Below are 12,622 nucleotides of genomic sequence, written 5' to 3'. Positions count from 1 at the left end.
CGCCGCCGCTGCCATGCTGAAAGTGAATCATGTTCTCATAACCGCGTCGAGGGCCGACTTTTTCAGCAGCCAGCTAAGAGGGCAGGAGCCGGGCCGGGTGAAAGTGAAAGTGTCCTTCGGGTTTTGTGACTGACGGATGAGGGCCATAGGGGTCCATCAGATGGGTCCGGGCCGGATTCCGGTCTGTCGTTCCGGATGAAGGACATTCCCATGCAAACAGCTGTCTTGCGCGTGTTGCGCGCGACCGCTGCCTCGTGGTGGCGACATAAGGAACTACGCCGAACCGGCCAGACGGGGCAGGCACAGCGGCTCGAGCGGGAGACTGTCCTGCGTGATCTCGGGTATCTGAAGCAGGCGGCGTCATTGCCAAACGCGCATGTAATCTGCGGAGAGGGTGGGACATTCATCCATCTCGGTTGGACCACCGTGTCGACCTTCGCGCCGATCGAGCGCTTTCCCTTGGCCACCCTTGCGGTCGCACGAGGGACCCCGTTCATCGATATCCGACCCGTCACCGATGTCATCGCCTTCGCGAACCTGCCGCGGGTGGCGCGGGACGGATCGATCGACCCTGAACCTTGCGGCCCTGGCAGGTCCGTGTCGCTGACCACCTACATCGACATGGTCGAAGCCCTCGGTGCCAGGATCGCCAACGATCCGCGCCCCTGTCGGTCAACCTAGTCACCACTCCCTCTCACCAAAACTCGAAAAGGAGGCCAGCCATGGCCCGATCCCGTACGCCCAAATTCGATGCCTCAGAGGTCATCACAAACGAAATCATCCGTATCATCAAGCGCGGCGTCCTGCCGTGGCGCAAGCCCTGGACCGCAGGTGGCAGCTCTCGCCCCCTGCGCGTGGGCGGTGAACCCTACCAGGGAGTGAACAACTTCCTGCTGACGATGCGGACCGTGATGGCGGGCCACAGCTCTCCCTTCTGGATGACGCTGCCGCAGGCCAATGCGTTGGACGCGAAAATCCGCAAGGGCGAAAAGTCCTCTGTCGTCGTTTATTACGGTCAAAGCAGGAAAGACGCGGGCGGCGAGGACGACCGCAGCGATGGCGATGATCGCTCCGAGGAAGCCCGCATCTTCCGCTTCCAGAAATCCTACCGCGTGTTCAATGCCTGCCAGATCGAGGGCTTGCCCGACAGCTTCTTCCCCGACCCGGAGTCCGCGCCCGAGCATCCGCCGTCTGAGCCCATCCCTCACATGCAGGCGTTTTTCGATGCCATCGACATCACAACCGTCTTCACGGGCACGGAGGCGTACTATTTGCCGCCCGTGGACAAGGTTTACATGCCGTCCATCACGCGGTTTCAGGACCCGCGCAATTTCTACGGGGTCTGGGCCCATGAGCTGGCCCATGCCACGAAAGCCCCCCATCGACTGAACCGTGATTTCGGGTTCTCGAAGTTTGGCAACACGTCCTATGCGCGCGAGGAGATCGTCGCGGAATTGACCTCGGTGTTCCTGGGTCAGACGCTCGGCTTCACGGCGCATACGCTCGAGATGAATGCCGCCTACCTCCACAACTGGTTACGGGTCCTTCGGTCGGACAAGGGTGCGATCTTCAAGCACGCTGCAGATGCGCAGCGTGCCTGCGACTATCTGATCGCCAGATCGGAGACGGGCAGGGCAGGGCGCAGTGCCGAGGCCGCTTGACCACACGGAGAACGGAGACACCCATGTTACGTAAGGAACCCAAAACGCTGCGGGTGGCCTGCTTCAACGACGGCCGCCGCAAGATCATCACCTTCAAGCGCCGTGCCTATTGGTGGAGCCCGTACGAGGGCGCTTATCCGCTCTCGGCAGCGCTCGAGAGCATCAAGCACCAAGGCGGCTGGATCGAAACCATCCCCAACCCGAATTACAGACCCAAGGGGCTGTTCGGGTAGGGCACCTTCTGCTTCGGTCCTTCCGCCAAGCGGAAAAGGAAAAGCGGGCTTTGTGAAGGGTGTTTCAACTTCTCAAAGGAGATCCCCATGTCCATGACCGTTCAACCCCAGCCAGACCGTCCGGATCCGAGTGTGATCGCGGCGCAGAACGACGCGTTTCGCAAGTTCGCATGCCTTGGGGTGCCGCCCGCGCAGCCCATCCAAGGCCGCATGCATGTCACCCGCGCACTTATGGAGGCCGGTGACGGCTTCATGGCCGAAGCGGTGAAGGCCACCGGTGCGTTCGATACATTCGAGCCTGAGAATGACCCGGAAGGCTGGCGCGATTTCGGGGCGGTCGAGATCCGGGGCGAAACCGTGTTCTGGAAACTGGATTTGTACGAAGCCGATTCCGACTTCCGCTACGGGGCCGAGACCCCGGACAATCCTGCCAACACCATGCGCGTCCTGACCATCATGCTGGCGCGCGACTGGTAGGGCAGGGGACACCCCCTCCTGAAACCCCAGGCGATGAAGGCCCACTGACCCCTCAAAAAGGCAAAGCGGGCCTTTTGTCGTGGTGATCCCTGAAGCCAGGGATTGGTCACGCGCGTGAAGGCGCGGGCCACACCTCACCCACCTGGAAGGATATCCCATGACCACAAGCTTTGCCCCTCTCACCGTCGCCATCGGCGATCTGGTCCCGCATCCCGCCAATGTGCGCAGCAGCTCTCCGGAAACCTATGATCCCGAGAACATCGCCCATCTGAAGGCCAGCATCGCTGTGCTGGGTCTCTTGCAGCCGCTCCTGGTTCAGAAGCTTGAAGGCAAATATGCTGTTCTCGCCGGGGGCCGACGCCATGCCGCGCTGAATGAGCTGGTCGCCGACAAGGCAGCGAAGGGGTTCACCGCGAAGACCAAGGTGGACTGCCGTCTTGTGCCCGAGGAGTGCGACGTCACCACGGCGCTGTCGCTTGCCGAGAACATCACCCAGGCACCGATGAATGCCATCGACGAGTTCGAGGCTTTCGCCCGGATGATGGAGGTCGACGGCCAGACGCCCGAGACGATCGCAAAGACCTTCGGCACCACGGTGGCCGCCGTGAAAGGCCGGTTGCGCTATGGCCTTATCCACCCCGACATCCGCGCCGCGGCCCGGGGCAAGGTGATCACGCTCGACACGATGAAAGCCTTCGCCGAGCACCCGAGCCAGGAGGCGCAGCGCGAGGTCTTCGAGGCGCTCACAAAAGACGGCGGCTATCTGCAGGCCTATACCGTCCGTCAGGCGCTCAAATCCCGCGGTGTGCAGGTCAGCGATGATATCGGGGCTTTCGTGCGCGCGGACTACGAGGCACGCGGCGGCGCCGTCGCAGCCGATCTGCTGGAAGAGCATTCCGTGCTCGAGGATGCGGCGCTGGTCGAGACCATCCTGCTCGAGAAGCTCGGTGCCGCCGCCGAAGAGGCTCGCATAAAGCTGGGCTTTGCCTGGGCCGATGCGATGGTGCGCTATGATTACGCGACCATGGCCGACTACGGCCGCGTTTATCCCGGCCCGATCGAGCCGGATGAGGCTGCCCAGAAGCGCGTGGATGAAATCACCGCCGAGCTTGAGAAATTGCAGCTCGAGATGGAGAATGAGGGGCTCGAGGACGGTGCCTATAATGCCCTTTACGACCGCGTGGACGCCTTGGAAGAGGAAGCGCGCGATCTGCAGGAGGCCTACAGCGCCGAGGACCTCGCGCGGTCTGGGGTGATCGCGTCCTGGTCGGGCGGGCAGGTGACCCTCCATGTTGGCCTCGTCCGCCCGGAAGACACCGTGAAAGAGGAAGGCGCGCGCGGCTCCTCGGCTAGCCCGAGTGGGGAGGAGGTCCCGGACGCCGGCGAAATCACCTATCCAGCCGCACTGGCTGAGGACCTCAAGACCGAGCGGGCCATGGCCCTTGGCGCCGCAATGGCGCTGCATCCGGAAGCCACGCTCGATCTGACGCTCTTCAAGCTGGTGAGCGACGTTCTGGCCAGCGGCATGGCCGTGACGCAGGCGATCAAGATCGATGCCCGCAAGGAATACCGCAGCCATGCCAAGATGGACGAGATCGACGAGACCTCGCTCGAGCAGGTGGCGGCGGCGCATGAGGCGCTTGATCTCTCGTGGCTAGATGACGCCCGCGCGCCCGCCGATCAGTTCGCGGCGTTTCGCGCGCTGGAGGCAGGGGAGAAGGCCAAGCTCGTCGCCTATGCGACCGCCAGCACGACGCAGTCCTGCTTCGCACGGGACCGCCAGCGCGACAGCCTGATGCATGACTTCGAGATCGAGATCATGCCCGACATCCGGGCGCATTGGACGCCGAATGCGGCGCTCTTCAACCGCTTCAAGAAGGCCTGGCTCCTGAAGATCCTCGGCGAGGATTTGGGCCTGGCCCAGGAGGCGGTGACGCTGGCCTCGTCGAGCAAGAAGGAGATCGTCGCCTTTTGCGACAAGCTCTTCGCCGAGCCTTTCGCCACGCTCACGGACGCGCAGCGCGCTGCCGTGGCCGCCTGGTGCCCGCCGATGATGCAGACCGCGGGTGGCGCCTGTGATGAGGCGGAGCCCACCGTGGAAACCCCCGAGCCTGACAGCGAGGTTGCTCAAGCGGCCTGAGTCATCACGCGACCCGCGCGAGGCGTTCCCCGCGTGCGGGTCGACCCTCCCACACCCAACGGAAAGACATCCCCATGGCTATTCTCAAGTTCTCTGCCTCCGCTGTTGCGGCGCAAATCGCACATGCGCGCGCCTGCAAAACCTTCCTGCCCAACTGGAACGGACCGGTGGACAGGCCCGCCCTGATTCTCATCGTCGGCAATGGTGTGCATCTGCGCTCGAACGGCATCGATGGCACGACCACCCGCATCGTCACCACCGAACAGGCCGATCCGTCCTTTGCTTTCGCCGATGGCATGAACCCGTTTCGGGATACCGACTGGATGGCGCAGCGCCGCATGGCGTTTCGCGATCTGACCGGCCAGTTCTACACCGACATCCTCGACGATGTGCAGGTGCTCATCGACCGGGGGCAGGGGGCGATCCGGCTCGCCACCGATGGTCACAGTATCCGCGTCTTTGTGCGCCGGGCCTCGGACTATCTCATCGGCGGAACCTACGAAGTGCCCTCGGGCCTCGGCGGCACCTTCCAGGTCATTCTCAAGGATGCCTGCGACACCTTCGCGATCGTGCAGAACTGCGGCAATTGCGAGGATTTCGACGCGATGCAGCCCTACCGCGTGCCGCTCGATGCGCTGATGGAGATCGATGACCGGAGGGCGGCGTAACGCGCCCTTTCTCAAACAAGCATCGCCAATACCCTGCCGGGCCTGCGGCCCTCTCGGGACATTGGCGACAACAATTTTCCCCAATGAGAGAAAGGACTCTGAGATGGGTTGGCTCTTTTACACCGACGGTCGCGTCCAAACCTACGCGGATGAGAAAGCGGAGATCACACGGCTCTGCACTTTCGAAGGCGACAGGCGCAAAACCGAACTGGTCAAGGCCTGCAAGGTCGGCTCAACCTGGTATGCGGCGGCAAGGGTCACCAATCTTGACGGCACCCCTGTCGAGGATGCGACCTATGTCACCGATGCGGATGGCTCGATCACCTTCGGAGCCGTCTTCCTCACCCGGTACGACGATGGCTGCTGGGGCTACAAGGACATGGAGGAAAGCGCTGGCCCGAACGAGTCGCGCGCTCCCCTTGGGCTGATCGAGCTTCTCTCCGACCTGAAAGACCCGGACAGCTACGCCCAGGACTGGCGCCAGCGTTGCCGGGACTGGGCTGCGATCCCGGACTATGCCGAAGGCGACAAGATCAAGCTTGCCACCCCTGTGACGCTCACCGATGGCAGCACCTGCCAGATCGTCACCGCGACCCACTACAAGCGGGGGCGGCAAAAACGCCGCTGCTACCGCATCGAGGAAACCGGTGGGCTCGTGCGCCTTTCGAAGGCCACGCTTGCGGGTTCTGAGCTGCTCAGCTCCGCGAAGGGCGCGGTCAGCCCGGTGCTGGCGGAGTATCTCGCGAGGCGAAATTAGGTCCTGCGCCGGACGGTTCATCGACCTGCCCGGTGACAGCAGATTCTGCGGCTTATCTTGACAAGGCAATGCAAATGCATTACCTACTGCGGGCAACAAAGGCCCCTTTCTTTCAGGAGACTGCCATGACAGCGCTCGCACAAGATGTCTCGAAACTCACGGATCGGTATCAGACGACCGTGCCGGCGGGTGTGCGCAAGCAGCTCAAGTTGGGGAAGGGCGACCAGATTCGCTACTGCACCGAGCCGAGTGGCAGGGTCTATATCGAGCCCGTGCGCAGCGAAGAGGAAGATCCCGTGCTCGGAGCCTTTCTCGATTTTGTCGAGGCCGATATCAAGGCGCATCCGGACCGCATTCGGGCGTTCGATGGGGCTTTGCATGACCGTCTTGCAGCACTGGTCGGAGACGTTCACGTCGATCTCGATGCGCCGCTATCGCTCGAGGATGAATGAGCGGCGATAGCGTGCCCGCCCAAGCGCCACTCGTCGTAAACGGATGGTCGATTTATGCGCATCCGCTCTTTCTTGACCAGCTCGAAGGGCTGACCCTGGAGGTCGAGGCGCGTAAAGCACGTGATCCTAAGACCTGGCGCAAGAAAAACCCGACGAAACGGCTGGCCGCCATCTTCAAGCTGGTCACCGAGGCCATACCGGCAGATCCGGGTGCCGCCGCCTTCCGGCAAGGCGGCACACTCGGCGATCACCGCAAGCACTGGTTCCGGGCGAAATTCTTCCAGCAGTATCGGCTGTTCTATCGGTTCAACAGCGACGCGAAGGTCATCGTGTTGGCATGGGTGAACGACGACAAGACCCTGCGCGCCTACGGCAGCAAGACAGATGCTTATGCGACGTTCAAAGGGATGTTGGAAGATGGCAATCCACCTGAAAATTTCGACGCGCTCTTGAAAGAAGCAGCGGCGGCGGGCAAGCGGTTCGAGGCGTCCCTGGACGCGGTACCTGATCGGTGAGTGGCCCGGTTAGCTGTGAACCTTACGGCCTTGCCGTTTACGGCACCACTGTGGGTGATGTAGCATCGACCCATAGCATAGTCGGAGAAAGCGCAATGGACCCAACGGGTAAGGAACAGCCGCACCTCGGTCTCGAGGAGCATTTCCGTGGCGGCTGATGTCAATTCGTATGACGCGTGGTTTCGCGCGCAGGTACAGACCGCGCTTGAGGATGCACGCGGTGGAACTTCACAGGTTCAGGTAATGCAGGCCGCGCAGGCCTTGATTGATGCGAAGCGGCAGGTCGAACCCAAGTCCTGACCAAGCCTTGGAGGTCAGCGCGGTCTGATCCCGTCACCACGGAAAAGTGAAAGCGGGCTTTTTGTCCTTTGGAACTCAGACCCTGATCCAAAGGAAATCCCCATGACCAAGCCCAAACCGGCAAATCCGGCTCTCTCAATCTCCGACGCTAACCTCGCCTCTGCCCTCGCGCAGATCGGCACGGAGATCGACCACCAACCCCTGCGCAGCTCAGCGCTGGCGCGCATCATGCGCGAGACGTTTCATGGCAGCGATGCCGGCGGTGCCTGGGACTGGCGCATGGCATATGACCTGATGCAGGCCGCGGCTGTTCAGGTGCTGCTGCGTGGGGAAGGTGCTTCAGGTGACATCGCCGCTGCAAGGCTGCTTGCCTCGCGGCTCCTGACGGAAACCCGCCGCTCCGAGCAGCAGATCCGGCTGCAGCAGTTTTCCACGCCGCTGCCATTTGCGGCGCTGGTCTTGCAGGCCACGGCGATCCGCAAGGGCGAGACCGTTCTGGAGCCCTCGGCTGGCACCGGTGCACTGGCCGCTTTCGCCGCCCGGGCTGGTGCCACGCTTTTGCTCAACGACATCGACCCCTTTCGCCAGCGCCTCCTGCGCGCGGTTTTCGGCGGCGAGGTGACGGGCCATGACGGCGAGCATATCGACGATCTGCTGCAGTCGCCGCTTCTACCCGACGTCGTGGTGATGAACCCGCCCTTCGCCTCATCGGTCGATCGCTCCCGAGACAAGCACATCGCCGCCAAACATCTCGTCGCGGCTGCCAAGCGTCTCGCACCCGGCGGGCGGCTTGTGGCGATCATGCCGCCGGGATTCACGCCCGAACGCGATTCCGCGCATTGGTCCCGCGCCTGCGGTTTGCTCACGCCGCGCTTGGCGTTGCCGATGCCAGGGCAGGTCTACCGCAAGCTCGGCACCTCTGTCGAAACCCAGCTGATGGTCTTCGACAAGGTGCAGGAGGACGGCGAAATGATCCGCGTCCCTGTGCGGGATCTGGATGAAGCCTTGGCATATGTCGATGCCGTGGCCGCAACACGGACCGAGATGCGCCCGGCCCAACGGGTTGAAGCGATCCCTCATCCTCGGCCGACCGTTCGATCATCTGTCCCGCGCAAGACCGCTGCCGGTGTTGTCACCGCCTCCAAAGCCCGGGCCAATGCCGTTGTCCCGCTAACTTTCACGAGCCTTCAGACCCCGCGCAACAACACGCCCATCTCGGACATCTATGCGCGCTACCGTCCGCAACGGATCGAGATTGCGGGTGCGCAGGAACATCCCACGCCGCTCGTTGAAAGCATCGCCATGGCCTCGGTTGCCCTGCCCATGCCCTCAAACACGGGCAGTGATGCCTTGCGCCTGCCCGCACGGTTGATCGAGGAGGGAGATCTTTCCGAGGCACAGCTCGAGACCATCATCATGGCGCATGATGCCCATGGGCGCGACCTGCCCGGTCGGTTCACCATCGATGACGACCAGACCAAGCTGACGCGCGCCGATGATGACCCGGATGCACGGGCCTATCGCCTCGGCTACTTTCTCGGGGATGGCACCGGTTGCGGCAAGGGGCGCGAATGCGCGGGGCTCATCCTTGTCAACTGGCTGGCCGGGCGCAGGAAGGCGATCTGGGTCTCCAAATCCGCCACGCTTATCGAGGACGCGATCCGCGACTGGACCGATCTCGGCGGCTCGCCTGCCGACATTCAGCCACTTTCCAAATGGAAACCGGATCAGCCCGTCCCGATGGGCGACGGAATCCTCTTCGTCACCTACGCCACGCTGCGGTCCGCGGGCAAATGCGGTACCACACGACTGAGCCAGGTTCTCGACTGGATGGGTGAAGACTTCGAAGGCGTCCTCGCTTTTGATGAGGCCCATGCCATGCAGAACGCGGCAGGGTCTGAGCAGGGCAGGGGGGTCAAACCCTCCCAGCAGGGCCTTGCTGGCCTGCGGCTGCAACTGGCAGCACCCCGCGCTCGCGTCTTCTACATCTCGGCCACGGGCGCCACGAGCGTGCACAACCTGGCCTATGCCGCGCGTCTCGGTCTCTGGGGACAAGGCCCCGAATACCCCTTCCCGAGCCGCGAGGGTTTCGTTTCAGCGATGGAAGCCGGCGGCGTGGCTGCCATGGAGGTGGTCGCGCGTGATCTCAAGACGCTCGGCCTCTACACGGCCCGTGCCCTCAGCTTTGATGGCTTGGAGTATGACGTGCTCGAGCACGCGCTCACCTCTGCCCAGATCGAGATCTACGACGCATACGCGACTTCGTTTCGGACGATCCACCACAATCTCGAGGCCGCGCTGACAGCGATCGGCGTCAACGACGCCTCGGGCGAGACCAATGCCTCGGCTGCTCGCGCCTCGGCCAAGTCCCGCTTCGAGAGCACGAAGCAGCGCTTCTTCAACCATCTCCTGATGGGCATGAAAGCCCCGACCATCATCCGCGCCATCAAGGACGATCTGGCGGCGGGCAAGGCTTGCGTCATTCAGGTGGTCTCTACAAGCGAAAGCCTGCTGAAACGTCGGCTTGAGACGATGGACCCGGAGGACGAACTGGTCGAGGGCGCGCTAACGCCGCGCGACTACGTCCTGGGATACCTCGAACAGGCCTTCCCGATTCATGCGCAAAAGCTCGTGGAGATTGACGGCAACATGGTGGCGGAACCTTTGCGCGATGAGACCGGGGCGCTCATTGTCTCGCGCGAGGCGCTCGCCCTGCGCGATGCGGCCATGATGGAGTTGATGACGCTCGCCCCGATCCCCTCGGCGCTCGATCAGATCCTCTGGACCTTTGGCGACGAGGCCGTGGCAGAAGTCACGGGCCGGTCTATCCGGCCCCTCAAGGCCGAGGACGGTCATCTCTTCATCGAAAAGCGCGCCGCCAGCAGCAATTCATCCGAAACCCAGGCCTTCATGGACGGCGAAAAGGATATCCTGATCTTTTCTGATGCGGGCGGGACGGGGCGCTCCTATCACGCCGCAAAGACGGCGAAGAACCAAAAGCGGCGGCGACACTACCTGCTAGAGCCCGGCTGGCGCGCCGATGCGGCTATCCAGGGGCTCGGCCGCACGCATCGCTCTGCCCAGGTCAGCGCGCCTTTCTTCCGGGTCTGCACCTCGGATGTGCATGGCGAAAAACGCTTCACCTCGACGATTGCCAAGCGCCTCGACCAGCTGGGGGCCTTGACCAAGGGCCAGCGCGAGACCGGCTCGCAGGGCATGTTCCGCGAGGAGGACAATCTCGAAAGCCCGATCGCGCGGGCGGCATTGCGTGGCTACTATGCCGATCTTGCCGCCGGGCGCGCCGAAGCGATGAGCTACGAGAGCTTCACCGACTGGACAGCCCTTCGTCTGATCGACAAGGACGGGGTGCTCCTTGAGGAGCTTCCCCCGATCCAGCGGTTTCTGAACCGGGTGCTGGCCCTGCCCATCCACATGCAGAACGCGCTCTTTGCGGAGTTCATGAGGCGGATTGCCGATCAAACTGAACGGGCGCGGGCGGCAGGCACGCTCGATCTCGGCGTCGAAACCCTGCGCGGCGAAAAGATCGAACAGGTCTCCACGGAGGATCTCTGGACCTGCCCGAAATCCGGCGCCGTTACGCGGATCATCGGGCTCGAGGTGACCGACCCGGTCCATGTCCTGGACGCCAAAGAGGCCATGTCGCGCAATCCCGACAAGCTGCCGATGGTCAATCGCGCTCCAGGTCGGGCGGCGCTCATCTCGGCGCGCCCCATGCAGATGTATGACGAGGACATTGTCATGCTGATGCGCAAGGCGGTGAGGCCAAACGGGTCGAGCTATCTGGAGGAGGCGCGGTTCGAGTCTTCGGCCTGGGAAGACATCGGAAGGCCCGAGTTTGCAGGGCTTTGGGATGCCGAGGCTGCGTCCCTGCCAAAAACCACCACAACCAAGCTCTACCTGCTGACCGGGCTCTTGTTGCCGATCTGGAAGGATATTCCGACTACCAATGAGCGCATCTACCGTGTCACGCCGGATGGGGCGACCGCCATGATCGGGCGGACGCTGAGCGAGGAAGGGGCGGCCGCGCTGCGCGCACGCTTCCTCGTCTCCAATCCGCAAACACCGCAGGAGATGCTGACCGCCGCCCTCGGCACCACCGCGCCGGTCGATCTGGGCCGGGGTCTGACCCTGACCCGTCGCCGGGTCGCAGGCGAGATGCGTCTCGAGCTCTCTGGTGCGGATCGGGGCATGATTGATGGCCTCAAGGCCCTCGGCTGCTTCACCGAGATCATCGCCTTCCAGCTGCGGGTGTTCCTGCCGCATGGGGACGGGATCGACACGGGAAGCATTCTGGCCCGGATCGTGGGGAAGGAAGCCGCCATGACGTCAGAACAAGCCGCCTGAAAAGTCAAAGCGGGCTTCCGGTCGGGCGTCGCGGATCTGGATTTCACCGGTCTGCGCTTTCGGGGCGCGGGCAGACCAATGCCACGCTCAGCCCCCCAACTTCAGATGAGAGGACAGACCCATGACCAACCCCCAGATCGACTATGCCGCAATGGCGGCTCAGTGGCGCGCAGAGCGTGAAACCACCTTGAAGGCATCCCGCACGGAGCTGCTCGCGCAACTACGTGCGCTTGGCATCAGCGGGGTCACTGCCGAATACGAAGGCTATGGCGACTCCGGCAATGTCGAGGATGTGACGGTGCAGCCTGCAGAGGTCCAACTGCCTGAGCCGCTTGCCACAGAGGTTGGCGACTTCGCCTGGTCGCTCGCCTATCACCATCACCCGGGGTTCGAAAACAACGAGGGCGGCTACGGCACGCTGACCTGGGACTTGCGCAACGACAGCATCACGCTCGATCACGCGGACCGCTATGTCGAATGCTCGCACAGCTATGACGAGGGGCTTTGAGATGGCCCATCCGCTTCATCATGCCGAAAGCTCTGCCCGGAAATTCGGCGGGGTGCCGTCTGACTATCAGGCTGTGCACGATTGGTTTGATGCCTCGAAAGAGCACCTCGCGCTCTTCACGCACCGAGCCATGCGCCACCATGCCCAAGGCCTTTATGAGGCCGAACGTGTCTTCGGCCTGTCCCTGACCAATAGCGCAGGTCGAGAGATCCCCGTGCGCTGGATCGGCGAGCAGCATATCCGTGAAGACTGCCAGGGCCGCATTCCGAGCATGGCGGACTGGCTGCGACGGATCCAGCCCGAGCCATGGATGGCCATGGCCATATCGACCGGCATTTTGGCGATGAGCCCTGCGGCGACCCAAGGGTTGCCTGGGCATCTGAAGTCGCCGCCGGCAGAACGGTTCTTGGTCTGAAGGATTGGATGGCGGCGCACGCGACGCAAGCCACGCAAGGTGCCTGACAGCTCTGTATGCGGCGGTTCCGGCCCATTGATTTGATGTATTCCTGACGCGTGACGCGCCTGCGACAAGGTCTGCGTCAGCAG

13 protein-coding genes are annotated in these 12,622 nt (G+C 63.0%); all 13 read left to right on the top strand.

Features of this window, described 5'->3' with window-relative positions; all coding sequences use genetic code 11:
* The first annotated feature begins 210 nt into the window (after nucleotides 1–210).
* The 13 genes from DC366_RS18555 (at nucleotide 211) to DC366_RS18495 (ending at nucleotide 12,491) form a co-directional block, all read left to right on the top strand.
* The gene (locus DC366_RS18555; protein ID WP_207768777.1) at nucleotides 211–681 is read left to right on the top strand and encodes a hypothetical protein; all 471 of its coding nucleotides are present in this window, start codon (nucleotides 211–213) and stop codon (nucleotides 679–681) included.
* A gap of 41 nt (nucleotides 682–722) precedes the next feature.
* Nucleotides 723–1,661, top strand: a complete 939-nt coding sequence (locus tag DC366_RS18550) for an ArdC family protein (protein ID WP_108693651.1) — start codon at nucleotides 723–725, stop codon at nucleotides 1,659–1,661.
* A 23-nt stretch (nucleotides 1,662–1,684) separates the two neighbouring features.
* Complete coding sequence (locus tag DC366_RS18545) at nucleotides 1,685–1,894, top strand: DUF6330 family protein (RefSeq protein WP_108693650.1); 210 nt, start codon at nucleotides 1,685–1,687, stop codon at nucleotides 1,892–1,894.
* An 87-nt stretch (nucleotides 1,895–1,981) separates the two neighbouring features.
* Nucleotides 1,982–2,371 carry a DUF3768 domain-containing protein gene (locus tag DC366_RS18540; protein ID WP_108693649.1) on the top strand — a complete coding sequence of 130 codons (390 nt, stop codon included), beginning with the start codon at nucleotides 1,982–1,984 and terminating at the stop codon, nucleotides 2,369–2,371.
* A 157-nt stretch (nucleotides 2,372–2,528) separates the two neighbouring features.
* The gene (locus tag DC366_RS18535; protein ID WP_108693648.1) at nucleotides 2,529–4,511 is read left to right on the top strand and encodes a ParB/RepB/Spo0J family partition protein; all 1,983 of its coding nucleotides are present in this window, start codon (nucleotides 2,529–2,531) and stop codon (nucleotides 4,509–4,511) included.
* Nucleotides 4,512–4,585: 74 nt separating this feature from the next.
* Entirely contained in the window at nucleotides 4,586–5,179 is a 594-nt protein-coding gene (locus DC366_RS18530) for a regulator (RefSeq protein ID WP_108693647.1), read from the top strand.
* Between the two features lie 103 nt (nucleotides 5,180–5,282).
* The gene (locus DC366_RS18525; protein WP_108693646.1) at nucleotides 5,283–5,936 is read left to right on the top strand and encodes a DUF6927 domain-containing protein; all 654 of its coding nucleotides are present in this window, start codon (nucleotides 5,283–5,285) and stop codon (nucleotides 5,934–5,936) included.
* 125 nt (nucleotides 5,937–6,061) lie between these two features.
* Entirely contained in the window at nucleotides 6,062–6,388 is a 327-nt protein-coding gene (locus DC366_RS18520; RefSeq protein WP_108693653.1) for a type II toxin-antitoxin system PrlF family antitoxin, read from the top strand.
* Nucleotides 6,385–6,903: a type II toxin-antitoxin system YhaV family toxin gene (locus DC366_RS18515; protein WP_108693645.1), complete on the top strand. Its 519-nt coding sequence runs from the start codon at nucleotides 6,385–6,387 to the stop codon at nucleotides 6,901–6,903. The genes DC366_RS18520 and DC366_RS18515 overlap by 4 nt, the downstream gene beginning before the upstream one ends.
* A 147-nt stretch (nucleotides 6,904–7,050) precedes the next feature.
* A complete protein-coding gene (locus DC366_RS18510) occupies nucleotides 7,051–7,203 on the top strand; it encodes an antitoxin PaaA2 family protein (RefSeq protein WP_085638654.1) in 153 nt (50 codons plus the stop codon).
* A gap of 102 nt (nucleotides 7,204–7,305) precedes the next feature.
* Complete coding sequence (locus DC366_RS18505) at nucleotides 7,306–11,568, top strand: strawberry notch family protein (RefSeq protein WP_108693644.1); 4,263 nt, start codon at nucleotides 7,306–7,308, stop codon at nucleotides 11,566–11,568.
* A gap of 121 nt (nucleotides 11,569–11,689) precedes the next feature.
* The gene (locus tag DC366_RS18500) at nucleotides 11,690–12,076 is read left to right on the top strand and encodes a DUF6878 family protein (RefSeq protein ID WP_108693643.1); all 387 of its coding nucleotides are present in this window, start codon (nucleotides 11,690–11,692) and stop codon (nucleotides 12,074–12,076) included.
* A 1-nt stretch (nucleotide 12,077) separates the two neighbouring features.
* A complete protein-coding gene (locus DC366_RS18495) occupies nucleotides 12,078–12,491 on the top strand; it encodes a DUF6915 family protein (RefSeq protein ID WP_243405223.1) in 414 nt (137 codons plus the stop codon).
* Nucleotides 12,492–12,622: the final 131 nt, after the last annotated feature.

The organism is Pelagivirga sediminicola (assembly GCF_003072125.1).
GTDB lineage: Bacteria > Pseudomonadota > Alphaproteobacteria > Rhodobacterales > Rhodobacteraceae > Roseovarius > Roseovarius sediminicola.
Note: the sequence above shows the minus strand (reverse complement) of the source record. Positions and strands in the feature narration are given on the sequence as shown.

What these genes read in the sequence shown, in the direction of transcription:
- DC366_RS18535 (WP_108693648.1), top strand. Translation starts at nt 2,529, where the DNA reads ATGACCACAAGCTTTGCCCCTCTCACCGTCGCCATCGGCGATCTGGTC.
- DC366_RS18550 (WP_108693651.1), top strand. Translation starts at nt 723, where the DNA reads ATGGCCCGATCCCGTACGCCCAAATTCGATGCCTCAGAGGTCATCACA.
- DC366_RS18500 (WP_108693643.1), top strand. Translation starts at nt 11,690, where the DNA reads ATGACCAACCCCCAGATCGACTATGCCGCAATGGCGGCTCAGTGGCGC.
- DC366_RS18555 (WP_207768777.1), top strand. Translation starts at nt 211, where the DNA reads ATGCAAACAGCTGTCTTGCGCGTGTTGCGCGCGACCGCTGCCTCGTGG.
- DC366_RS18545 (WP_108693650.1), top strand. Translation starts at nt 1,685, where the DNA reads ATGTTACGTAAGGAACCCAAAACGCTGCGGGTGGCCTGCTTCAACGAC.
- DC366_RS18520 (WP_108693653.1), top strand. Translation starts at nt 6,062, where the DNA reads ATGACAGCGCTCGCACAAGATGTCTCGAAACTCACGGATCGGTATCAG.
- DC366_RS18515 (WP_108693645.1), top strand. Translation starts at nt 6,385, where the DNA reads ATGAGCGGCGATAGCGTGCCCGCCCAAGCGCCACTCGTCGTAAACGGA.
- DC366_RS18505 (WP_108693644.1), top strand. Translation starts at nt 7,306, where the DNA reads ATGACCAAGCCCAAACCGGCAAATCCGGCTCTCTCAATCTCCGACGCT.
- DC366_RS18525 (WP_108693646.1), top strand. Translation starts at nt 5,283, where the DNA reads ATGGGTTGGCTCTTTTACACCGACGGTCGCGTCCAAACCTACGCGGAT.
- DC366_RS18540 (WP_108693649.1), top strand. Translation starts at nt 1,982, where the DNA reads ATGTCCATGACCGTTCAACCCCAGCCAGACCGTCCGGATCCGAGTGTG.
- DC366_RS18495 (WP_243405223.1), top strand. Translation starts at nt 12,078, where the DNA reads ATGGCCCATCCGCTTCATCATGCCGAAAGCTCTGCCCGGAAATTCGGC.
- DC366_RS18530 (WP_108693647.1), top strand. Translation starts at nt 4,586, where the DNA reads ATGGCTATTCTCAAGTTCTCTGCCTCCGCTGTTGCGGCGCAAATCGCA.